The organism is Bacillus sp. NS1 (assembly GCF_058248265.1).
In genome coordinates this window covers 248,956-272,614 of sequence record NZ_JBZAZF010000001.1, presented here as the reverse complement: position 1 = coordinate 272,614, position 23,659 = coordinate 248,956, and the positions used below count along the sequence as shown (strand labels likewise).

Genomic DNA, 23,659 nt, shown 5'->3' with positions numbered 1-23,659 from the left:
CTATTTTTCCTGCACCTTTTCTTTTTCAAACAAAAAAGACAGCCTGAATGGCTGTCTTCTATTTTACAGGAACATCAAGATGATACAGGCGGCGATATCGTTCGTTTGACGCCAGCAGTTCCTCATGCGTTCCTTCCATTTCCGTTTTTCCGTTTTCGAGAAACACGATTTTATCGGCCGCTTCCACTCCCGCGAGATGGTGCGTAATCCATAGAATCGTTTTTCCCTTTAACACCTCAAACACCGTTTCCATCAATTCACGCTCAGTGATGGGGTCAAGGCCAACTGTCGGCTCATCAAGGATGATGATCGGCGTATCCTGCAGCAAAATCCGCGCGAGTGCTATCCGCTGGCGCTCTCCTCCAGAAAAGCGGATGCCGGTTTCCTGAACAGAAGTATGATATCCGTCAGGCAGTGACTCAATGTAGTCATGCAGCTTCACCTGCTTTGCGGCGCGGCGCACATCCTCGTCGCTTGCCTCTCCGTTTCCAAGCCTGATGTTATTCAGGATGCTTGTGTCAAACAGGTGCGGTTTTTGGTTTAACACGGCCACCGCATCAGCAATCTGATCCTTTAACAGCGATGTCTCCACTCCGTTTAACGTCACAGATCCTAAGTCCGGTTTCAAGGCGCCTTCGATTAATGCGAGTGATGTTGATTTCCCGGACCCGCTCCGGCCAAGCAGCGCCATTTTTTCTCCTTGACGCAGCGTAAAGGAAAAGTTGTGCAGTACTTGGCTGGTATTGTCATAAGAAAACGTCACATCACGAAATGACAGTGTGACATCTTGGAGATCAAGTGTTTTAGCTGCTGATTCTGTTTGTGCCGCCTCCGGCTGAGGAGCCACCTTGTTCATGCGTTTGATGGAATCCTGATAGCCGGGCAGTTCGCCCAAAGCATCTGAAAGCGGCAGAAAGGCTTCCGTCAACGGGAACACCACAAGCACAAAAGCTGCAATCATCGTTTTGGCGAGCTCCCCGTCTGCATGGTGCCCCGCCGTCCAAAACAGCATCAGCAAAATAAGGCCGGCGACAAGGCATTGCGCGGCAAAGTCCCGCCATCTCATAAAGCGTTGTTTTTTCCGTTCAAGCTCAAACCAATCATGTTCCTCTTTTTCATAGGAATCAATGAACGCATGCCTGCGTCCGCTGAACATCCAATCGCTGACACCCATCACAGCATCTGTCAGACGGCTGTACAGCACATTCCGCCCGCTTTTCAGCTTCGCATTCTTCGCTCTCGTCACTAGCAAAGACACAACCGGAAACAGTACAACAAGAACAAACAAATAAAGCGCAAGCAATATGGCAAACGGCCAAGAGAAGAAGCCGAGCGCAATCACTGAAACAGCATACAAGAGCAAAGCTGAGATCGCAGGAAAAATCGTTTTTAAGAAGGCATCCTGCAAATGCTCAATATCCTCAGACAAAATGCCGAGCATATCCCCCGTGCGAAAACGGGAACGCAGCATCAAGGCACCCGGTTCAAGCATGTTGTAAAGGCGGACGCGCATGTCGGATACAATTTTCAAAATGATGTGATGGCCGACGAGGCGTTCCACATATCGTGACACAGACCGTGCAATCCCAAAGGTGCGCACAGCGACGATCGGGACATAAATGAGCAGGATGTTTTCGGGTCTTGTCGCTGCCTTAGAGATCAAAAACCCTGAGGTGAACATGAGAAAAGCAGCAGAAAAAATTGTCACCGCACCCAAAAAGATGACCAGAACGAACAGGCGGGCATTTTGCTTGATATACGGCAGAATCCATTCTTCTTTCTTCATGCTCTCTCCCCCAGTTGTGCCTCCACGAGTTTGGTGTACACACCGTTTTTCGCCAGCAATTCATCGTGAGTCCCGATTTCCGCAACCCTGCCCCCATCCAGCACGATAATTTCGTCCATATCAAGCATCCAGTGGAGCCGGTGAGTCGCGAGAAAGACGAGCTTATCCTCAAATAAGTCCAGCATCGTTTCTTTTATTTCATATTCTGTTTCGATATCAAGATGGGCGGTCGGCTCATCCAGCAACAGGATCGTGCGGTTTCCCAAAAAGGCGCGGGCCAGCGCAACACGCTGAGCTTGGCCGCCGCTGAGCGCCCGGCCGCCTTCCCCGATCCGTCCCTCTAATCCGCCAGGAAGCTTGTCCACCAGCTCTGTCAGACCAGCCGAGGCAGCTGCCCGGGCTGTATCCTCGTCCGAAGCGCTTGGATGATAAAAGCGAATGTTGTTCGCCAGTGTATCATCAAAAATGTACGGATGCTGTGGGATATAAAGGAGGTTTTTCTGCCAGCTGCCGTCCTGCAAATGGGACCGCCCTGAACCATTGACCTCGATCATGCCGTCATCCGGCTCCAAAAATCCGCCGAGGATATCAATTAATGTTGATTTTCCGGCACCGCTTGCACCGATAATGCCGATTTTTTTCTTGCCTTTGAATGAGAGATGAATATCAGACACCGAACGGCCGACTGACACGCCTGACAGCTTCAGCTCATCCTGATCGGACCAAGCCTCGAGCTGAAGCGGCATCTCTTCTTTAAAACCAGGCTGCGACAAAATCTCTTGAATGGTTTTGCCTGCTTCCTGTCCGTTCAGCGTCGCATGATAATCATTTCCCACTTCCCGTACTGGCAGAAAATACTCAGGTGCGAGAATAAGCGCCGTTAAAGCGGGACCAAGCAAAATATCACCGTCGATAAGGCGCAGGCCCAAAAACACTGCGACAGTCGCCACCGACAGCATCGTGAAAAAATCGAGGGCGAATGAAGATAAAAATGCCACCCGAAGCGTGCTCATCGTCGCTTTTCGATACCGCTCACTAACGTAGAAAATATTTTTGCTGTGCGACTTGCTCAAACCTAAGAAACGCAATGTCTCCAGCCCGCGAAGAGAATCTACAAAATGATTAGAAAGTCTCTGATAGGATTTCCACTGACGATCCGCTTTTCTCTGTGCGACAAGGCCGAGAAGAATCATAAAGATAATCAGAATCGGCATAGCAGCAACTAAAATGATGGCTGAGGTACGATCCTGAAAAAACACATAAATAACAACCGCCGCAGGCACAATCGCCATGCTGACCATTTTCGGAAGAAAAAGCTCCAGGTAGCGGCGGAACTGGCTGATGCCTTCCATCGCCAGCGTCACCATTTGCCCTGTTCCCTCTTTCTTTGCAAAGCGGGGACCTAACCGGAACAGCTGATCAAGAAAACTTTTTCTCAAATCAGCTCCTGTCCGAGCGGCATATTGATAAACGATTTTCTGGCGCGCCACGGTCACCCCGTGCCGGGCGACAAAAGCGATGAGGAAAAAGCCGATCACCGGAAACAGGGAGGCAATGCTCTTCCCGTTGAACAGTCCGGTTACGGCTTCACTCAGCCACTCTGCCTGCATAATAATAGCGGCTGTCTGAATCAGCGTTAAACAAGTAATCACGGTGAAAATCCGCTTCATTCCTTTATATCGAAACAGGTCTCTTCCCATTAATAAGTCATAGGCTCCTTATGGCTGACGCGCTTCCGGAAGACATAATAGCTCCAGATCTGGCTGCCGATTACAAATGGCAATAGGGTTAATGCTGCAATTGACATGACTTTAAGCGAATAATCACCGGAAGAAGCGTTAGCTACTGTTAAATCGTACGCGCTTTGAATCGAGCTGACCATCACCCGAGGGAATAATGAAATAAAGATCATCCCTACAGTCAGCGCCAGCCCCGCGCCTGTCATCCCAAATGTCCAGCCGTCTTTTTTCTTACGAATAAATACAGCAGCAAGCATAAAGCAGATGACAATCAAAACAACGAGCGGAATGGTAATCTCGCCGCGGCGCGTAAACATGTCTGTCTGATAGGCAGAAAGGGCCGCGAAGGCAAGAACCGCTACAAAAACAACACCCATTATCTTTTGCACCATTTTCCGGGCGCGGTTTTGCAAATCACCAATCGTACGCAGCGTGATAAACATTAATCCATGCTGGAAGCAAAGAAGTGTTACAGTCACACCGCCAAGTACAGAATATACATTGATATAATCAGATACATGCGCGTGAATGTTCATATCGGCATCAATCGGCATCCCGCGGAATAATGTCGTGAACAGCACACCAAGCACAAACGGAGGAATCAGACTGCCGAAGAAAACGACCCAGTCCCAAACCTTTACCCATTTTACATGATCAACCTTGCCCCGGAACTCAAACGCGACCCCGCGGCCCATTAACGCAAGCAGCACAATGACAAACGGAATGTAATAACCGCTCAGCATCGTTGCATACCAGTTCGGAAACGCCGCGAAAATGGCGCCTGCACCAGTCAAAAGCCATACTTCATTCGCGTCCCAAAACGGCCCGATCGTGTTGATCAGCACTCTGCGCTCTAACTCATTATGGCCAAGAAAACGGGTCGCCATGCCGACTCCGAAATCAAAGCCTTCCAAAAAGAAGAATCCTACAAACAATACAGCAACGAGTATAAACCAAAGATCATGAAGAGATGCCATGGTATACCTCCTGACTAAAGGGATCTGTTGATACAGGCACATCATGATGATCACCATGCTCCGCACCTTTTTTAATCTCACGGATGAACAAGAAGACAAGCAGTGCACCCAGAATCATGTACATCACACCAAATGCGATGATTGAGAATAACAGGGAGCCCGCTGTTACGTTAGGCGACACGGATTGAGCTGTTGTCATCAAGCCCATGACCGTCCACGGCTGACGCCCGATTTCTGTCATAATCCAGCCTGCGGAGTTCGCAATAAACGGGAAGGAAATCAATGCGATCATAATGCGCAGATACCATTTGCTGTTTTCAAGCTTTTTGCGGCGGTTTAACCAAAGGCCCCCTAACGCAGCAAGAATCATGACAACACCTGCGCCAACCATGATGCGGAAGCTCCAGAACGTCGTTTTTACAGGCGGAATGTAGTCGCCTTTTCCGTATATTTTTTCGTACTCAGCCTGAAGTGTTTTCATCCCTTTGACACTTCCGCTGAATTTCTGATACGCCAAGTAGCTCAAAGCATAAGGAATTTTGATTTCATTTGAGCTTTTCTCATTTTTTGTATCAATCGTGGCAAAAGCCGTCCAAGCAGCAGGGTCACCGCTGTCTTCCCAAAGGCCTTCACTGGCAGCCATTTTCATCGGCTGTGATTCCATCAAGTGCTCAGCCTGCATATGTCCGCTAAGGCCGACGCCAAGACCGGCACAAAGGCCGACGATCATTGCGAGTTTAAAAGATTGTTTAAAGAACGGCACTTCTTTTTTCTTCAATAGTTTAAAAGCACTCACTCCAGCGATAAAGAATGCCCCTGTGGCAAGCGCACCAAAAATGACGTGCGGGAATTCAACCCAAAGCTGAGGGTTTGTAATCAGCGCGGCAAAGTCGTTCATTTCCGCGCGGCCGTTTTTGATCGTAAAGCCGACCGGCTCCTGCATAAAGGAGTTCGCTGTTAAAATCCAGAAAGACGACATAATCGTTCCGAATGACACGAGCCAAATGCAGAGAGCGTGAATTTTTTTCGGCAGGCGGTCCCAGCCGAAAATCCATAATCCGATAAAGATAGATTCCATGAAAAACGCCAATAATGCTTCAATCGCAAGCGGAGCGCCAAATACATCTCCGACAAAACGGGAGTAATCAGACCAGTTCAGTCCAAACTGGAATTCTTGCAAAATCCCCGTTACAACACCGACTGCGAAATTTATTAAGAATAAGTGTCCCCAAAACTTTGCCATTTTGAGGTACAGCTCATTTTTCTTCACAAGATAAAGAGTCTCCATCAAAGCAACCATAAACACAAGCCCGATGGACATCGGCACAAACAAGAAGTGAAACAACGTTGTTGATGCAAATTGTATGCGGGCTAATACCAATTCACTCATGCTTTCTCCTCCATTTCCGGTTAAAACTGTTATTTTGCTCACCACTTCACAAATAGAACCGAGACTTTGATCAGTAATTCACAAAATAGACGAAAAAAATATTGTTCAATATTTCACAAATGTGTCAATAAGTTGTTCAATATGATGCTAGATTGCCAGATTGACCAAATGACACATTCTCTGACTGGTTCATATTAAGTACTTTACAACGATTCTTTTCAAAAATAAAGCCTAAAATACCTAAAAAGTCCTGCACTATGTGACGGATTATTGTCTATTTTGTTGCTGATTGATGACGGTCTCTAGGATGAATGACCCTTTATTATCGTACATCAACATATCGTTCCTTGCGAATAAAATGCTTGTCCGGCCCCAGCACTCGTTTCTCAGCATTCCGTCATAGACCGTTTTTAGTCAGAATGCCTCTTTTCATTCGAACCGGGAAGAATCGATAAGCTGAATAGTAAATTTTTAATATATTAATAATTTCAATTTTTTAGTATCCTTAACATAGTGAACAATTTCACTGCATCAAGAATAGGGGAGGTTTTTCAATGGGAGAGCTTCAAACACAAATGCGATTGCAAACGGATACAATTCACGAAGGGGTTCGAAAAGAGAATTGGTTTGCGAGAGCCATGAATATAAAAGTAGGCATCATACCGCTTCCTGTGTATGCCTTGCTGTTTATATTAATCACTGTTTTTGTTATGCAACACGATGTAAAAAGTGACATCTTGACATCCATTGCCGTTATGGCGTTTTTCGGGTTCACCTTTGCCCAAATCGGCAAATCGATACCGATTGTTCGTTCTATCGGCGGCCCGGCCATCTTAGCTACTTTTATTCCGTCCGCTGTCGTCTACTATCACCTGCTGCCTAATGATATCGTCAAATCCACCACGGAATTTACAGAAAACTCAAACTTTCTATACTTATTTATCGCCGGGATTGTCGTTGGAAGCATCCTCGGCATGAAAAGAGAAACTCTCGTAAAAGCATTCATGAAAATCTTTATTCCGCTTATTGCCGGTTCTGTCGCGGCTGCTATTGTCGGACTGGCTGTCGGCACATTGCTCGGCCTCGGATTTCAGCATACACTGCTGTACATTGTCATTCCTATTATGGCAGGAGGAGTCGGAGAAGGCGCTATTCCGCTATCCATCGGTTATTCTGATATCATGCCCATGTCTCAAGGGGAAGCGTTTGCACTTGTTCTGCCGTCGATCATGCTGGGCAGCCTGTGCGCGATCATTCTAGCGGGATTGCTGAACAGAATCGGAAAGAAAAAACCGGAATGGACAGGCAACGGCAAAGTGGACCGATCTGAAGAAGTGTCCCCTGCGCTGGAGGAATCACAAAGCGGCCAGCAAATGTTCAACCTTTCCTTATTTGCGTCAGGCGGTATCCTTGCCGTTTCTTTATATTTAGTCGGCATGCTCGCTCACGACTTTTTTGGATTTCCGGCTCCCGTTGCCATGCTGTTACTGGCTGTTCTGATTAAGCTGTTCAGATTGGTGCCTGCCTCAATTGAAAATGGCGCGTTTGGGGTGTCCCGCTTCTTTTCAACCGCTGTGACCTACCCGCTTCTCTTTGCGATCGGGGTGTCCATGACGCCGTGGGACAAGCTTGTCGCTGCCTTCAACCTCAGCAATATCATTACGATTCTGTCTGTCGTTGTGACCATGATGGCCGTCGGCTTTTTCACCGGAAAATGGCTGAACATGTATCCGATTGAGACAGCTATTATCAATGCGTGCCATTCAGGACAAGGCGGCACCGGGGACGTCGCCATTTTAAGTGCCGCAGAAAGACTTGAGCTGATGCCATTCGCCCAGGTGTCTACCCGAATCGGGGGAGCGATCACAGTGTCCTTAACCTTATTGATGCTGCACCAGTTTTATTGATACATCGCAAGCAAGCCCTTCGTAAAACGAAAGAGCTTGCTTTTTTGCATGTTCCTATTTTTGCAAGTTCCCGCCTCATGCTATAGTAATAGTTGGAAATACCAGATAGAAAGGACTCTAGCATACCTATGGGAACACATCTATTTCTTTTTATGATTCTCGGGCTGGTACTTTATTTGATATCAGCCCTGGCGGCAAAACTCATTCCGGCTATAGACTTCTGGATTGATATTGTTCTTTGGGTCGGCGCTGCTTTTTACATCTTCTCTCATCTATCATTCATGGACGGCATTGTCTCGATCGCGACAATGTTCTACTGCTATTGGACCGCAATGGATCTCATTGCCTCCGAACGTGCGGAAATACCTTCGGGAGACTGGCAGGAAATCGAGCTTGCCAGAAACAATACACGCCTCCTGTCTGACATCACGCTGACTGCCGTTGTGTTTGCAGGCGCCGTTATTTTTTTCATCTATGGACCTGACCCAAGCCCTCTCAAATATGTCATCCTTTTGGGCATGGTCTCCGGCGGAGGGGCACTGGTGAAACGAATATTGAATGTTTTCAGTGTGAACGTTTTGTATTCAGCATCCTTGGAAAAATTGCACATCAGCTCACGTTATGAAACCCGTACATACCCGCTTTCCGATTTGAGAGACATTCAGCTTGAATCAACAGCTGATCTCTTGAAGCTTCATCCGCTGCTGACCATGTATTCATCCCGTTTAGATCTGACAACAAGCTTTCAGCAAGTTATCAAACTGTCTCTTCCCGGTGAAACGATGTTTCTAACGGTGAAGGAACCGCAAAGATGGAAAGCGATCCTCCGTGAATACACAGATTCGGAAAACAACGAAGACAGTGTGATTTCTGTTTTGCCGTTTTATCATAGAAAAAATGTGAAGCGGCTGCTTGGGAAGCTATATTTTGCCGCCAGCGTAAAAGGCGTATCAGCTTACGCCTTATTGGTGCTCGTGTTATATGCATTACATGCCTCTCCATGGGTCATGGCCGTTGCCGTGATGCTGTACTGGATACTCAACATGTATCTGTCAGACCGTGTTTTACGGGCGGCAATGGATGCCAAGCCATGTCATCATCCGGATGTACAGGCAGCGGCCGACAGGATTTTCCGCAGGGCCGGCATTTCCCATGTCCGCATATACGAAACGGAGAGTGATGATTACAATGGAATGGCAGTCGGCATGAATGTCGGAAGGTCAATGGTCATTCTGACAAGCGCCACACTAACACTTCCGCTGCGTGTCATCGAAGGCATTCTGGCTCACGAGGCGATTCATATTAAAAAACGTGACGTTCTGTCATCACAGTTTTTGCGTTTTCTATATCTTGGAGCCGTCGTTGGGATCATCCTCTTATTTGAGCAGCATATTGCCCATCCCGCGGCCCACAAAATTGCGCTTTGGGCTTTCATTATGGCCATCATCCTTCTGTTTCAGCTCTATCAATCCTTTTGTTCACAATGGATGGAGGTGCGCGCTGACAACCTTGGCGCATCGCTGCTGGAAGGCGGGTACAAACAAATGGCCGATGCCTTGAGGATCTTGGCGTTTCGGCAGGATGAGGACATACAGAAACAAAGCGCCTACAGCTCTGAAGCAGATGAGGACGAGCTTCATATCGACTCTCTCACCCGCGATAAAAGCTGGCTTTTCAGATTCATTGATTTTCAGTTCGCACCTCATCCACCTATGTATTGGCGTGTCAGCACTTTATTGTCAAATAAAGGACACGGGGTGTTGAAGCGCTGGCTCAAAGACCGCCTGAAAGAATCGATCTCTTTGAAGTGAAACCGATCTGCGTTTCACCCGTATAACAGATATGGTGAAAAAAGGGAGTGACCAAAGTGATTGTGATTATCTTATTGATTATATCTATTATTGTTTTTCTTTCAGTCATTCAGCCGCAGCCCTCGGAAAACAAAAGCCGCCAGCAGGCGGACAGCGGGTTTTTCGGTTATTCAAATCATGGCTCACACCATGATGGATGCGGCAGTGACGGAGGTTTCAGCGATTCCGGCTGTGGCGGCGGAGGCGATTGAGCGCCTCCTTTTTTATTTCAGCGACTCGATATACGCGCCAAAAGCCGCACCTGACATACCCGGGGACACACGCACGCGATGGAGGGCGTACATTCCCTGGTCTCTCGTTGCCGCGCCCGGTTCTGTCGTTACGCCCATTTGATAGCCCGTTTCTTCGGCGGCCTTCAGCGTCTCCTCATTGTAGCGCCCCACCGGATAGCTAATAATGGAGGTTTGTTGATGAAACATGTTGTCAAACAGCTTTTTCGAATCAGCCATCTCACTGTGCTGCTGTTCAGGCGTTAATCCATTCAGCTCAAGGTGGTCAATCGTATGGCTTTCAATCGCTATGCGATGCTTCGCCATTTCTTTCATTTGGTCCTCTGTCAGATGATGTTTATGTCCGATCGATTTGCCGATCATAAAAATCGTCGCCTTCATCCCGTACTTTTTTAGCACCGGATACGCGTCTTGATAATTGTCGGTGTATCCGTCATCAAACGTGATCAGCACACATTTTTCACTCGGCTTTTTATCCTGCGTCAGCATGAGATACGCCTCTTTCGGTGTTAATGTCTGGTAGCCGTTTTCGTGCAGCCACTTCATATGCGCTTCGAATTCTTCCTTCGGGACACGGAGGCTGTTTCCAGAGGAAATGCTGTGGTACATCAAAATCGGCAGCTTTGCCGGTTTCTCTGTTTTGATCCATGCGGATGTATCGTCTTCTTTTTTCTGAATATGTACTGTCTTCTCTTCTGTTTTCTTATGTTCCGCTTTCGGCATCTGCTGCTCCGCGTTTGCCTCTTGATCAGCGCAAGCCGCGAGAGCTAAGCAGCTGCCTAAAAGAAAAATGCTTAGGATAAATCGTTTCATTTTACTCCTGCTTTCTGTCTATTTCTTCCTCCTTTTTCATCGGTTGATTTGTAGGATTTTCAAGTGCCCAAAAAACACCTCCTAATGTTCACAAATATTTTACATATATTTACAAGGACAATTAATTATGTAAATTGAATAGTTTACTTGTAACAAAAATATGATACTGGGAGGAATTGATATGAAAATGAAGAAAACAATTGTTTCCTTACTTTCTGTTTCTGCTGTTGTTTTATCAATCGGAGGTCAAGCTTCTGCTAAAGAGGCAACTCAGAATGCTGTAATGGTTCCAGAAAGTCAAACTGTTCCAGCATCACTCGCTCCTATTGAGGCGAAATTAGCCGACTTTAACGTACAGGTGGGTCATGCAAAACCAGTTCCAAGCCATTTATTAGGATCAGGATTTTCATATCATAGTGACAACAAAGCTGTTTTTACTGTAGATGCTAATGGGATCGTAACAGGTCAAAGTGTAGGTCAGGGAAAACTTACTGTTTATAAAAACGGTTCACTTTATGGGCAATTAAGTGTTTCAGTTTATCAATAATGCGAATAAAAAGAGAGTGGGTAAGCCGCTCTCTTTTTAATACATTTAATAAAAACAACTTAAGAAAACTGATTCAAAACAAGCGAGGTTAACAGGCCAAGGGCAGCGATTAACCCTGTCATCGGACCGCTGTCTTCGTACGCCTCGGGCATCATCGTCGACGCAATCATCGCAATGATCCCCCCGCCCGCAAACGCCGCGATTGCTGCCATTACTTGTTCAGAAGCACCATTGAGAAAGAAATATCCCGACCATGAAGCGAGAATTGAAATGGCGAGTACCGCGATCCAAAGCAGCATAATTTTCATCCTGGAATACCCGCTGTTTTTCATCCCTGCTGTACTGGACAGCCCTTCAGGTATATTGCTGATAAAAATAGCGACCACCAAAAGGAAGCTGACCGATTGTTCTTCGAGAAGACTGGCGCCAATCATAATTGATTCCGGAACAGCATCCATGATGGTGCCGATAAAAATGGCTAATCCTCCTCCGCCGACAGCTGCTTGTCCCGACCTTTTTCTTTGTGACGCACCTCTTTTGGAAACCGCGTAATCAAAAACCGTAAATACGACAGCTCCTGCAATAAATCCGGCGCCTGTCGCTACAATTCCGCCTTCTGCCACTGCATCTCCGAGAAGTTCGTAAGCGGCAGCGCCGATTAATACGCCTGTGCCAAAAGCCATAATATAGCCGATGATCTGCTTGCGAATCGAAAAAAACATGGACGCCAGCGCGCCCAGCAATACAGCAGAACCTGAAATCCCGCCCCACATTGCCGCATGCCACATCTCTATCTCCCCTTTCTTACCAACCACTACCCCCTGCGGTTTTTTCTGTAAACCTTTTAGAGAACACAAAAAAGCCGGGCATGTCTCCATGTCCGGCTTTAGAACTTATCGAATTCTCACTTCTGTCTCACTATCAAAGAAATGGCCTTTATTCATATCAAACGCAACCGTCAGCTCATCACCTGATTGAATATCGAGGCGGGCGTCAATCCGTGCAATAAAGTCTTGATTATCAATCTGCGAATAAATCATGATTTCAGAACCGAGCAGCTCTGCGACATTGATTTTCGCTTTAATCGAAGAATTCTTATACGACTCCACGACAATCAATTCATCATGAATATCCTCAGGACGGATGCCGAAGATGACTTCTTTGCCGATGTATCCCTTTTCACGCAGCACCTTCATTTTTCCTTCCGGCACGGTTAATGCCGCAGAACCGATTTTGATGAGACCGTCTGTCAGCTTTCCTTTGAAAAAATTCATCGCCGGTGAGCCGATAAAACCACCGACAAAGACGTTTTCAGGAAATTCGTATACATCCTTGGGCGTCCCGATCTGCTGGATTTTCCCGTCTTTCATGACCACGATCCGTGTCGCCATCGTCAGCGCTTCTGTCTGGTCATGCGTCACGTAAATCGTAGTGGTTTGCAGTCTCTGATGGAGCTTAATAATTTCCGCCCGCATTTGCACCCTCAGCTTCGCGTCCAGGTTTGACAAAGGCTCATCCATCAAGAACACCTTTGCATCCCGCACGATCGCACGTCCTAGCGCGACCCGCTGTCTCTGCCCGCCTGACAGCGCTTTCGGTTTGCGGTGCAAATATTCCTCCAGTCCGAGAATTTTTGCGGCTTCCTCTACTCTTTTTTTGATTTCAGGCTTTGGCATTTTCCGAAGCTTCAGCCCGAATGCGATATTATCGTAGACCGTCATATGCGGATAGAGCGCGTAGTTTTGAAACACCATCGCGATATCCCTGTCCTTTGGCGCTACATCATTTACCCGTTTTCCTTCAATATAAAAATCGCCCTTCGAAATTTCTTCAAGTCCTGCGACCATCCGAAGCGTCGTAGATTTCCCGCAGCCAGACGGGCCGACGAATACGATAAATTCCTTATCGTCAATGTGAAGGTTAAAATCATCAACAGCCGCTTCCTTCTGATCATAATATTTATAAATGTGCTCCATCCGCAATTCAGCCATGTAATATCCCCCTTTGTTATTGTAAACGCTTTCTCAAATTGAGTGTAACAGCATTTCCCTGTCGCTGAAATGGGCAGCATTCATAAAATCAACCAGCCATTTTTCGTGCATATTTCCAATTTATTCTGAAACTTCGCTTTGCAGGCAGATAAAATAGGCGAGCAGCGCGCCTTTATACGTTTTAATGTCTATTCCTGACCGCTCAATAAATTTATCAATTCGATATTGCAGGCTGTTGCGGTGCAGATGCAGCTTTTTCGCCGTTAACGTCACATTTGAGTTGTTTTCAATAAAGAGCTTGATCGTTTTCCTCAGCTCAGATTCATCTCCGAATAAAAGCTCAGCTTCTTCAGAGAGCAGCGTTTCCAGCTTTTCTTTTTCTGCTTCTAATAATAAAAAAGGAAAGATCATCTCAAAGGTCACACTCTGTACCTGAGGCAGCCGTTTTTCAGCAAAGAGGAAATACGTCTGTTCACGGGCGTAATGCGTTCGCAGACTTTCATCGGGCTCGTAAAATCTCCCGGCGTAAAAACGGACACTGAAGTAGAAATCACTCTCAAGAACCTTAGCAAGGGATTCCAGCTCGTCCTTCCCCGCCGCTGCTTCACTTTCCTGCTCGACAATCACGCCTCTGTCCTCATGCATCCACACAATCACAAAAGGCACCGGCCAAAAATGGCGAACCGCTTCTGCAAAAGACGCACGCTCTATTTTACCGAGCAAATGAAAATGAACAAATCTCGTCCGCTTCTTTATGTTCGCCGGCACTTCCCCTCCAGAAAAAAGAAACGCAAACCACTTGTTTTCTTCCGGCGACTTCAAGGACATTTGATTGGCCTCATCCGCAGGCGTCAAAAATGATTGCAGCAGCAACGTCTCTTTTTCGCTGATCTCCGTTTTCGGAATGGAGATATATCTCTGACTGTTCTCATCAAAAAAGCATAGACAGTCTTCCTTTACGCAAAGCTCCTCAGACACAATCAAACCGGGATAAATAGCCAGCAGCGATTTCATAAGGTCTCCTCTCTTATGTAAGGATCTGTATATCCAGTATAAGGCGAAACGCATTTGTTCTCCAATAAAAAAGAGTATATTCGGCATAGATGGACGGGAAACTGAAAGGGAAACATCATTCGTTTACATATTGGCTTCAACGGAAATAGAAGAGGATAGCAGGACCAAAGGAGGATGATCATTAATGGGTTTAGAAGCGTTAAACAAAAGTTTTATCAACGGAAAGTGGACCGAAGGGGAAAGCGGGCGTACGGAAGACATTTTGAATCCGTATGACCAGTCTGTGATTACAACAGCATCGTTGGCAACAAGCAAACAGCTGGAGGATGCGTTTGACATTGCACAACGGGCACAAAAGAAGTGGGCCAAGAGCACGGCAGAAGACCGAAAAGCAGTTCTGCAAAAAGCGCGCGGCTATTTACAGGAAAACCGTGATGACATCATCATGATGATCTCCCGCGAAACCGGCGGAACGATCATTAAAGCCACGCTCGAGCTTGAACAAACAATTGCAATTTTAGATGAAGCCATAACGTATACTGGCGAATTAGGCGGCATCAAAGAGGTTCCATCCAACATTGAAGGGAAAATCAATAAGATTTACCGCCTTCCGCTCGGCGTGATTTCATCGATTTCTCCATTCAATTTTCCGATGAACTTATCAATGAGAACAATTGCGCCTGCGATTGCGTTGGGAAACAGTGTTGTTCACAAACCTGATATCCAGACCGCTCTTTCCGGCGGAACCATCATTGCCAAAGCGTTTGAACACGCTGGTCTTCCTGCGGGTGTCCTTAACGTCATGTTAACGGATTTGGAGGAAATCGGAGACGATATGCTGACAAATCCAATCCCTAGGTTAATCAGTTTTACGGGATCAACCGCAGTCGGACGCCACATCGGTGAAATCGCCGGACGTGACTTTAAGCGAATGGCTCTGGAGCTCGGCGGCAACAATCCATTTGCCGTCCTTTCAGACGCGGATGTCGATCGTGCTGTAGACGCCGCCATTTTCGGGAAATTTATTCACCAGGGACAAATCTGTATGATTATCAACAGAATCATCGTTCATCAAGATGTGTACGATGAGTTTGTTGAAAAATTCACCGCCCGTGTCAAACAGCTTCCATACGGCGATCAAACCGATCCGAAAACCGTTGTCGGCCCGCTGATCAACGAGCGCCAAATTGAAAAAGCGCTGGAGATCATTGAGCAGGCAAAGGCAGACGGCATCGAGCTTGCGGTTGAAGGAAAACGCGTCGGAAACGTGCTCACACCGTATGTCTTTATCGGTGCAGACAACAACAGCAAAATTGCCCAAACGGAGCTGTTTGCCCCGATTGCCACCATTATCAAAGCCTCCAGCGATCAGGAAGCGATTGATATGGCAAATGACACCGAATACGGCCTCAGCTCGGCGGTTTTCACTTCTGACTTAGAAAAAGGTGAAACATTTGCCCTGCAAATCGACAGCGGCATGACCCATGTCAACGACCAGTCCGTCAATGATTCGCCGAATATCGCCTTTGGCGGCAACAAAGCAAGCGGTGTCGGACGCTTCGGAAATCCATGGGTGGTTGAGGAATTTACCGTAACAAAATGGATTTCGATACAGAAGCAATACCGCAAATATCCGTTCTAAACGAACGAATCCCTCTGCTTCAAGTGCAGAGGGATTTTTTTATTTAGATATGTCGACAAAGCCTTCGCCAAACACATCGCGTACGTCATGAACGATCACAAACGCTTTCTTGTCACAGCTTCTGATGATTTTCTTCAGCATGGACAGCTCCTGTTTGTTAATGACGATATACAAAATCTCTTTAGACTGGCCCGTATAGTTCCCCTTCCCTGATAAAATCGTCACACCCCGATCCATCAAGGTATTTACCTGCTCGGCAATCTCACCCTTATTTTCCGAAATGACCGTAATCGCTTTTTTCGTATTCAAGCCCTCAATAATGAAGTCCATCACTTTCGTTCCGATATACAGCATCACGATTGTAAACATCATTTTTTCCGCACCAATAATAAAATAAGAGCAAAATACTACGATTAAATCAAAAAACAAGAGCGCGTAGCTGATATTCCAGTCTAAATATTTATTAGCAATTCTGGCCAGAATCGCAGAACCGGCTGTCGTTCCGCCGACACGAATAATCATGCCAATACCGACTCCCGCAAATACACCCGCGAAAATCGTATTAATGATCAATTCATCAGACGGGACGCTCCACCCGTGTGTCAGATGGAGAAAAAGCGAATTCGCCGCTACGGCAATGATTGTATAGACAGTGGTTTTACCGTCCAGAAACTTGTAGCCGATTAAAAGCAGAAATGCATTTAAGATAAAGTTCGTTACCCCAGGAGACCATTGAAACACATAATACAAAATCAGCGTAATCCCAGTGACCCCGCCTTCCCCCAGGTCATTGGGAATCGCAAACAAATTCACTGCAAGCGCGAAGAAAAAAGCGCCAATCACAAGCATCAGCACATCAAGCATTTTCTTTTTCATCACAAACACTCCTTCTCTAGATAGTATCAACAAAAAAACCCAGGAGTACGCTCTCGCAAAAGAGCAGAAACTCCTGGGCTTTTATCCCACCGTGTCATAACAGCCAAGCCGCTATGTGTTTTCTCTCGGTCACAGTCCAATTTGCATTGCGGAACCCTAGAAAACCACTGTTTTTATCATATCATTTTTACTTTCCAATATTAGCATTATAAGGGACGGTTCGAATTGGTTCAAGGGGTATTTGCGGAGATTTGTTCAGATGAGCTACAAGAAAAAGCGATTTATCTATTAACAATTAACAGATATAACCGATAAGAAAAAAAGCATATATTTTACAAGTAAAATTAACTATAAATGATAATAATTATAAGAAATTCATAATTTTATATTGACTAAGTGAAATAATATAGGCATTATAGTACATATGTTTTGTACATTTAATTACATAGGAGGAAATAGAATGGCAGGAAAACTAGTACCCTGTAAAGCTTGCGGTCAAGAAATTGCAAAGGGTGTAAAAAAATGTCCTAACTGCGGTAAGGATCAACGTAACTTTTTTATGCGACATAAAATCATTACGTTTATTCTCGCAGTTGTTGTCATCATTATTATTGCTAACATTGGCGGCGGAGGCGGTTCAGAAGCCACTTCCAAAACATCAAGCAGCAGCAAAGCAGAAACTGAAAAAACATACAATATCGGTGATACTGTAAAAACTGAAAAAACTGAAGTGACAGTTACGAAGGTAGAGGACAGAGATACTGTCGGTACTCAATATGTTGAAAAGAAAGCTTCTGATGGAGGCACTATTGTAGCTGTTCAATATACAATTAAAAACGTATCTAAAAAGCCAATAAGTTCTTTTTCAATTCCAACTGTTAAATTAGTTGATGCCGATGGCACTTCTTATGATTCTGATATTGATGCTTCTGTAAACTATGCAACTGAGACAAAAGTTGATAACTCTAAAATTTTGAGTGATCTAAATCCTAATATTAAAGTAACAGGTGTGAAAGCATTTGAAGTTGACAAGGAAGCTTATGCAAAAGGAACTTGGAAACTCAAATTCAGCAATGATGTTATTGTAAAAATCAAATAATAGTAGAGAAGGGTGTCTTAACAGGCACCCTTTTTCTTAAAAAAAGGCCTTCTCTGTTGAGAAGGCCTCCATTCTTATTCCGAACTCTTATATCCATTCACATTAGAAGACTGCCATCTCCAGGAATCTGCACACATTTCCTCAAGGCCTCGTTTTGCTTCCCAGCCCAGTTCCCGCTTGGCTTTTGCAGGATCTGCAAAGCATGTGGCGATGTCCCCCGGACGGCGGTCCGCAAAACGGTACGGAACCTCTTTCCCTGACACTTTTTCAAAGGCTTTAACCATTTCAAGCACGCTGTAGCCTGTGCCTGTTCCGAGGTTGTATGCATCTGCTCCAGTGGAGTTCAATACTTTTTCAAGCGCTTTGACGTGGCCTTCTGCGAGATCAACGACGTGAATATAATCGCGTACGCCTGTCCCGTCTTTTGTCGGATAGTCATTGCCGAATACGCTTAATTGCTCAAGCTTGCCGACAGCTACCTGTGCCACATACGGCATGAGGTTATTCGGAATGCCGTTCGGGTCTTCACCGATTCGTCCGCCTGGATGTGCGCCGAACGGATTAAAGTAACGAAGCAGCGCAACGCTCCACTCATTGTCGGCTGTATGCAAATCACGCAATATTTGCTCTAGCATGAGCTTCGTCTGCCCATAAGGATTTGTCGCGCCTAATGGAAAGTCCTCCGTAATCGGTGATGTTTCCGGAACGCCGTATACTGTCGCAGATGAACTGAACACGATTTTCTTAACCCCGTATTTCTCCATGACCTCACATAAAATAAACGTTCCCGTTAGGTTGTTATGATAATATTTGAGCGGAATCGCAACAGATTCACCGACTGCTTTTAACCCCGCAAAATGAATCACAGCTTCAATCTCATTTTCCGCAAAAACCGAATCTACCGCTTTCCGATCCAATAGATCCGCTTCATAGAACGTTAAATCTTTTCCCGTAATCTCCTTGACGCGGTTCAGCGCCTCAGCCGAACTGTTGGACAGATTATCAAGAACGACAATCTCATAGCCGCTGTTCAATAACTCCACACATGTATGACTTCCGATGTACCCCGCGCCACCTGTAACAAGTATTGCCATGATGTAAACCCTCCTAAAAAATGACCTGATATCATTATATAGTGTTTAGAACTGGTCTACATCCATTTTCAAGAAGTTTAATAGTTTATTAATGATTTCTTCATTTTTGCAGTTTTCTATAGAGGACATTCTGCATTTTCACGCCATATTACATGACTTTATGCAGCGCGAACAAGTATAGGAGCCGAAAAATCAATCTGCCGGTTGACGTTTTTTTTTCCAATATTCGCTATGCTTTACGCAGAAAGGATTTGATGACATGGCGATGAGCCCCTACATTCTTATTGTATTTATTCTTATTATGTTATCGATGTATCGAGAAAGAACGGTAAAGCCCGTGAAATTACTGATCATTCCGTTGCTGCTCTTATGGGGCGTATCAGCATCATTTCAGCCGGCATATTTTCATTCTGCTTTACACGTGGCAATGAGCGGCATTTTATTACTGATCGGGCTGGCCTGCGGGTTTGGCATTGGAAAGATGGTAAACGTGCGGATTCACCCGGAAACCGGAAAGGTCACTTCACGCGGCTCCCTTGGAAGTGTTATCCTCATTCTAGTGATACTTTCTTTACGAATGGCTGCGAGAACATGGCTGCCTGAGAGCAATGCGATTTTTATTGCCATTATTCACTCTATGTTCTTCATTCCCCTCGGCACCATCACAGCCCGAAACATCATGCTATACAAAGCATACAGACGGCTAACCGCTGGCAAAGTATCCATTCAATAACTGAAAGAAGGACCAGCATGAACCGACAATCTCCGGCTCGGCACTATAAAAAACTTGTGCCGAGCCTCATTCTCATTTTGAATTGCATACAATTTTTATCTCACCCTGCCAAAGCTAATCCCATTTTATTAGTGTTTGTGTTTGCAGTGTACTTAGCATTCATTTGGATCATTCCCTATGTGACATCCGCTGCTGTCAATTTGAGCATCTTCATCGGGCTTTGGCTCCTGACCGTTTTCCTTTGGGCTGTTTCCGGCCAAGAGCAGGGAGCCGCCTTTTTCTTAATCGTATTTTTAATGGTTTATGCGGCCATAAAGCTTCCTGCACGACTGTCCTTGATTTTTACAGTATGCCTAATTGGAGGCAACGTTTTCTTTCTGTACTCCGTTTTTGACAGCAACTGGGACGATATCATCAGTCACATCTCGATCATGATTGGACTGTACGTCTTCTTCTCCTCCATGCGTTTCAGGCGAGAAGCGAGAAAAGAGGCTGAACGGAATCATGCTGAATTAGCGAAAATGCACTGGCAGCTGGAGCAGGCGCATGAAGAACTCCAGAAAGCGCACGCAGAGCTGCAGGAGGCTTCTGTTCTTTCTTTAAGGTACGCGGTCCTTGAGGAGCGTACAAGAATCGCCCGTGACATTCATGACAGCATCGGCCATGAGCTGACTTCTGTGATTGTTCAGCTTCAATCTCTTCCCTATATCCTCAAAAGCAATAAGGAAGATTCAGAAAAAGTCATTCAAAATGTACTGGCAGTCGCCAGAGAATGCCTTCAAGAAGTACGGTCTGTCGTTCACCAAATGAGCCAAAGTGAATCAATGGTGGGTCTTACTGCTTTGCGGGGGCTCATCCATCAAGTGGAGGAACGGAGCGGCTTACACGTTTCTTTAAACACTGCCGGCCTGTCGGAAGAGTTTTGGCCTCAACATGTAAGCGAGACGATCTACCGTATCTTGCAGGAAGCGCTGACCAATATCATCCGTCACGCTAATGCTACCCATGCGGCTGCCGTCATTTCTAACGACGAGACCAATCTTTATGTCACAATCACCGATGACGGACAATTCACCGGCAATCTTACTTATGGATTTGGGCTGACAGGAATGAAAGAGCGCGCTGAAAAAGCAGGCGGTTCCCTGTCTCTCAGTGCCATACAGCCGAGCGGCCTGCAAATTGAGTTGTCACTGCCGCTCACGACAACGATTAAGGAGCAAAAAGATGAACAAAGATAAAATACGCGTCGCACTTGCCGATGATCAGCCGCTTGTGCGTGAAGGCTTCCGCTATGTCATCAACGCACAGCCGGATATGACGGTTTCCGGTGAGGCCGGCGACGGTCACGGAATCATTGCACTGGCAAAGCAAACAAAACCCGACGTCATCCTCATGGATGTCCAAATGCCACATTGCTCGGGCATTGAAGCGGCGAAAGACATTATGTCCGCACATCCAGATACAAAGATTGTCATTTTAACAACCTTTGATACCGAGGAGTATGTATTTGAAGGCATCCGCGCGGGCGCAGTCGGCTATCTGCTGAAGGATACGCTTCCTGAAGAATTGATTGACGCCATTCGCGCCGCGGCCAGAGGCGAAGCGATTTTCCGCACAGTCACAGCCGCTAAAATTATTAGTGAAACATTCCGCGCGAAACAACAGCCTCATGCTGAAGAATTGGCAGAGCCATTTACCAAAAGAGAGCTCGAGGTTCTTCAGCAAATGGCCTATGGGTTGAGAAATGAAGAGATTGCTGAAAAGCTTTTCGTCAGCGAAAGCACTGTGAAAACCCACGTGCACCGCATCCTGCAAAAATGCAACGCTCAAGACCGGACACAGGCAGTTGTTTTTGCCATTCGAAACGGTATTGTGCAATAGAAATCTCTCATCCCGCCATGATAAAATAAGACAAAGGAGATGATTGGAAATGAAAGAAGAAATCATTGAACGGTTTACTACATACGTAAAAGTCGATACACAGTCCGATGAATCCGTTGATACCTGCCCTTCCACACCCGGCCAATTGACTTTAGGAAACATGCTCGTTGATGAATTGAAGTCCATTGGCATGCAGGATGCAGCCATTGATGAAAACGGCTATGTCATGGCGACTCTTCCCTCCAATACTGAAAAAGATGTGCCGACAATCGGCTTTCTCGCTCACGTCGACACCGCCACAGACTTTACCGGCAAAAACGTGAATCCGCAAATCATTGAAAGCTACGATGGAAAAGACATCGTTCTTAATGAACAGCTGCAGGTCATTCTGTCGCCTGATCAATTCCCAGAACTGCCCGGCTATAAAGGCCATACACTCATCACTACAGACGGCACAACCCTTCTTGGCGCAGACAATAAGGCCGGTATCGCTGAAATCATGACAGCTATGGATTACCTCATCAAACACCCTGAAATCAAGCACGGCACAATCAGAGTCGCCTTTACGCCTGATGAAGAAATCGGCAGAGGCCCGCACAAGTTTGATGTAAAACGATTTAATGCGTCCTTTGCCTACACAGTTGACGGCGGCCCGCTCGGTGAGCTTGAATACGAAAGCTTCAATGCCGCTGCCGCAAAAATCACCATCAAAGGCAACAACGTACATCCCGGAACGGCAAAAGGGAAAATGATCAACTCTGCGAAAATCGCAATGAAGCTCAACAGCCTGCTGCCGGCAGACGAAGCGCCTGAATATACAGAAGGCTACGAAGGCTTCTACCACCTGCTGTCGATTCAAGGGGATGTAGAGGACACAAAACTCCACTACATTATCAGAGACTTTGACAAAGATCACTTCCAAAGCAGAAAAGAAACAATGAAGCGTGTTGTTGAAGAACTTCAAAACGAATACGGCCAAGACCGGATTCAGCTTGATATGAACGACCAATACTACAACATGAGAGAGAAAATTGAACCTGTCATTGAAATTGTCAACATTGCCAAGCAAGCGATGGAAAACCTCGGCATCGAACCGAAGATTTCTCCAATTCGCGGCGGCACAGACGGATCCCAGCTGTCCTACATGGGACTCCCGACACCAAATATCTTCACCGGCGGGGAAAACTTCCACGGCAAATTTGAATACATCTCAGCCGATAACATGGTGAAAGCCGTAAATGTCATCGTTGAGATTGCAAAACTGTTTGAAGAACAGGCGTAATACCAAAAGCCAGTCCAAAAAGGGCTGGTTTTTTTGCGTAAATATGAAACATTTTTAATCCATTCTCCGTAAAACAAGTATCAACACATGAGGAGGAAAAACAATGACAAAACATGCTATCGCTACAAAGAGTCTATTGAAAAAATGGATTATGACCAGGCCGCTTAAAATGCAAAAGAAATCGAGCCCATTTCAAAAAATCAGAAAAATGTTCAAACGCTTCTTCTGATCAGTCATCCTAATCCCCAAAACTACAATCTGCATTCCCCCGTACCGCCCAAATGCTCCGTAATTTGGGTTTTTTGTGTTTGATTCTGAAAAATAGGGTATAAACCTAACAAGCAAGAAAACAGCACCCGAAAACAGGAAAATAGAATTATGTAAATTTAGGTTAAAAGTTATATAAAGGAATTTATTTTATCGTCGATAGTAACTATAGAACCAATCACCAACATGAGCAATCACCAATTTGCAAGACTATTTTCAGGTTATCAGGTTAGACTGTTTTTGAGGGGCAGTTATTTATTTTTAACCAATTTGGAATTTTTTGAATACTTTTTGACGTTTTATCCGTACAATAGAGAATACCAAAACTTTTTTTGGGAGGAATGTATAATGATCCTTTTTATTATCATCGCATTATGCGGCTATCTTCTTTTTTCTTTCAGCAAGGACAATCGCCGCAAACCGCAAAAGACAAGCCCTCTTCCAGCAGCCGCACCTCATCACAACAACCTAATCGACCTTGACGCGATCCGCCAAAAACGCCGGATGCATCTTTCCTAAT

The 23,659-nt window shown here is 45.7% G+C and carries 22 protein-coding genes and 1 riboswitch; of the genes, 12 read left to right on the top strand and 10 right to left on the bottom strand.

Annotated elements, in window-relative coordinates:
• Positions 1 to 58: 58 nt before the first annotated feature.
• From cydC to cydA, 4 genes are read right to left on the bottom strand one after another with little or no spacing between them, the layout of a single operon-like run.
• Positions 59 to 1,786 carry a thiol reductant ABC exporter subunit CydC gene (gene cydC / locus AC4CV5_RS01380; RefSeq protein WP_490921981.1) on the bottom strand — a complete coding sequence of 576 codons (1,728 nt, stop codon included), beginning with the start codon at positions 1,784 to 1,786 and terminating at the stop codon, positions 59 to 61.
• Positions 1,783 to 3,486, bottom strand: a complete 1,704-nt coding sequence (gene cydD / locus AC4CV5_RS01375) for a thiol reductant ABC exporter subunit CydD (protein ID WP_490921980.1) — start codon at positions 3,484 to 3,486, stop codon at positions 1,783 to 1,785. Before cydD ends, cydC begins: the two co-directional genes overlap by 4 nt.
• On the bottom strand, positions 3,486 to 4,502 hold the full coding sequence (gene cydB / locus AC4CV5_RS01370) for a cytochrome d ubiquinol oxidase subunit II (RefSeq protein WP_490921979.1): 1,017 nt from the start codon (positions 4,500 to 4,502) through the stop codon (positions 3,486 to 3,488). The genes cydD and cydB overlap by 1 nt, the downstream gene beginning before the upstream one ends.
• On the bottom strand, positions 4,486 to 5,892 hold the full coding sequence (gene cydA / locus AC4CV5_RS01365) for a cytochrome ubiquinol oxidase subunit I (protein WP_166846777.1): 1,407 nt from the start codon (positions 5,890 to 5,892) through the stop codon (positions 4,486 to 4,488). Before cydA ends, cydB begins: the two co-directional genes overlap by 17 nt.
• Positions 5,893 to 6,446: 554 nt before the next feature.
• Here cydA and cimH point away from each other — a divergent pair.
• The 3 genes from cimH to AC4CV5_RS01350 all read left to right on the top strand — a co-directional run bounded on the left by cimH (position 6,447) and on the right by AC4CV5_RS01350 (position 9,861).
• Entirely contained in the window at positions 6,447 to 7,799 is a 1,353-nt protein-coding gene (gene cimH, locus AC4CV5_RS01360) for a citrate/malate transporter CimH (protein WP_490921978.1), read from the top strand.
• Between the two features lie 122 nt (positions 7,800 to 7,921).
• The gene (locus AC4CV5_RS01355; protein ID WP_222142465.1) at positions 7,922 to 9,610 is read left to right on the top strand and encodes a M56 family metallopeptidase; all 1,689 of its coding nucleotides are present in this window, start codon (positions 7,922 to 7,924) and stop codon (positions 9,608 to 9,610) included.
• Positions 9,611 to 9,666: 56 nt separating this feature from the next.
• Positions 9,667 to 9,861, top strand: coding sequence for a hypothetical protein (locus AC4CV5_RS01350; protein WP_166846772.1), 195 nt, complete (start codon positions 9,667 to 9,669; stop codon positions 9,859 to 9,861).
• 12 nt (positions 9,862 to 9,873) lie between these two features.
• Here the strand turns inward: AC4CV5_RS01350 and AC4CV5_RS01345 are convergent, their stop codons facing one another.
• Positions 9,874 to 10,713 carry a polysaccharide deacetylase family protein gene (locus AC4CV5_RS01345; RefSeq protein ID WP_490921977.1) on the bottom strand — a complete coding sequence of 280 codons (840 nt, stop codon included), beginning with the start codon at positions 10,711 to 10,713 and terminating at the stop codon, positions 9,874 to 9,876.
• A gap of 181 nt (positions 10,714 to 10,894) precedes the next feature.
• Between AC4CV5_RS01345 and AC4CV5_RS01340 the strand changes: the two genes are divergently transcribed.
• Entirely contained in the window at positions 10,895 to 11,260 is a 366-nt protein-coding gene (locus AC4CV5_RS01340; protein WP_166846766.1) for a hypothetical protein, read from the top strand.
• 59 nt (positions 11,261 to 11,319) lie between these two features.
• Here AC4CV5_RS01340 and AC4CV5_RS01335 read toward each other — a convergent pair whose 3' ends face one another.
• From AC4CV5_RS01335 to AC4CV5_RS01325, 3 genes are all read right to left on the bottom strand, one after another.
• Positions 11,320 to 12,048 carry a ZIP family metal transporter gene (locus AC4CV5_RS01335; RefSeq protein WP_490921976.1) on the bottom strand — a complete coding sequence of 243 codons (729 nt, stop codon included), beginning with the start codon at positions 12,046 to 12,048 and terminating at the stop codon, positions 11,320 to 11,322.
• 105 nt (positions 12,049 to 12,153) lie between these two features.
• Positions 12,154 to 13,251 (bottom strand): maltodextrin ABC transporter ATP-binding protein MsmX, encoded by a 1,098-nt coding sequence (msmX, locus tag AC4CV5_RS01330; RefSeq protein ID WP_014115682.1) that lies wholly within the window; start codon positions 13,249 to 13,251, stop codon positions 12,154 to 12,156.
• A gap of 120 nt (positions 13,252 to 13,371) precedes the next feature.
• Positions 13,372 to 14,265: a PucR family transcriptional regulator gene (locus AC4CV5_RS01325; protein ID WP_222142306.1), complete on the bottom strand. Its 894-nt coding sequence runs from the start codon at positions 14,263 to 14,265 to the stop codon at positions 13,372 to 13,374.
• A gap of 184 nt (positions 14,266 to 14,449) precedes the next feature.
• Between AC4CV5_RS01325 and AC4CV5_RS01320 the strand changes: the two genes are divergently transcribed.
• On the top strand, positions 14,450 to 15,907 hold the full coding sequence (locus AC4CV5_RS01320) for an aldehyde dehydrogenase family protein (protein ID WP_166846761.1): 1,458 nt from the start codon (positions 14,450 to 14,452) through the stop codon (positions 15,905 to 15,907).
• A 39-nt stretch (positions 15,908 to 15,946) separates the two neighbouring features.
• Here AC4CV5_RS01320 and AC4CV5_RS01315 read toward each other — a convergent pair whose 3' ends face one another.
• Positions 15,947 to 16,783: a YitT family protein gene (locus AC4CV5_RS01315; RefSeq protein ID WP_166846758.1), complete on the bottom strand. Its 837-nt coding sequence runs from the start codon at positions 16,781 to 16,783 to the stop codon at positions 15,947 to 15,949.
• A 68-nt stretch (positions 16,784 to 16,851) separates the two neighbouring features.
• Positions 16,852 to 16,954, bottom strand: a riboswitch (guanidine-I (ykkC/yxkD leader).
• Positions 16,955 to 17,342: 388 nt separating this feature from the next.
• Here AC4CV5_RS01315 and AC4CV5_RS01310 point away from each other — a divergent pair.
• Entirely contained in the window at positions 17,343 to 17,882 is a 540-nt protein-coding gene (locus tag AC4CV5_RS01310; protein WP_136975890.1) for a DUF4352 domain-containing protein, read from the top strand.
• Positions 17,883 to 17,956: 74 nt separating this feature from the next.
• Here the strand turns inward: AC4CV5_RS01310 and galE are convergent, their stop codons facing one another.
• Positions 17,957 to 18,976 carry a UDP-glucose 4-epimerase GalE gene (gene galE, locus AC4CV5_RS01305; protein ID WP_490921975.1) on the bottom strand — a complete coding sequence of 340 codons (1,020 nt, stop codon included), beginning with the start codon at positions 18,974 to 18,976 and terminating at the stop codon, positions 17,957 to 17,959.
• Positions 18,977 to 19,235: 259 nt separating this feature from the next.
• Here galE and AC4CV5_RS01300 point away from each other — a divergent pair, with 259 nt between their 5' ends.
• From AC4CV5_RS01300 to AC4CV5_RS01275, 6 genes are all read left to right on the top strand, one after another.
• A complete protein-coding gene (locus AC4CV5_RS01300; RefSeq protein ID WP_326222349.1) occupies positions 19,236 to 19,709 on the top strand; it encodes a CcdC protein domain-containing protein in 474 nt (157 codons plus the stop codon).
• A gap of 17 nt (positions 19,710 to 19,726) precedes the next feature.
• On the top strand, positions 19,727 to 20,947 hold the full coding sequence (locus tag AC4CV5_RS01295) for a sensor histidine kinase (RefSeq protein ID WP_490921974.1): 1,221 nt from the start codon (positions 19,727 to 19,729) through the stop codon (positions 20,945 to 20,947).
• The gene (yxjL, locus tag AC4CV5_RS01290) at positions 20,934 to 21,590 is read left to right on the top strand and encodes a two-component system response regulator YxJL (RefSeq protein ID WP_166846746.1); all 657 of its coding nucleotides are present in this window, start codon (positions 20,934 to 20,936) and stop codon (positions 21,588 to 21,590) included. Before AC4CV5_RS01295 ends, yxjL begins: the two co-directional genes overlap by 14 nt.
• Before the next feature lie 49 nt (positions 21,591 to 21,639).
• Positions 21,640 to 22,872, top strand: coding sequence for a peptidase T (pepT, locus tag AC4CV5_RS01285; protein ID WP_490921973.1), 1,233 nt, complete (start codon positions 21,640 to 21,642; stop codon positions 22,870 to 22,872).
• Positions 22,873 to 22,975: 103 nt separating this feature from the next.
• Positions 22,976 to 23,101 (top strand): hypothetical protein, encoded by a 126-nt coding sequence (locus AC4CV5_RS01280; protein ID WP_261311241.1) that lies wholly within the window; start codon positions 22,976 to 22,978, stop codon positions 23,099 to 23,101.
• Between the two features lie 278 nt (positions 23,102 to 23,379).
• A complete protein-coding gene (locus AC4CV5_RS01275; RefSeq protein WP_166846739.1) occupies positions 23,380 to 23,658 on the top strand; it encodes a hypothetical protein in 279 nt (92 codons plus the stop codon).
• Position 23,659 lies beyond the last annotated feature (1 nt).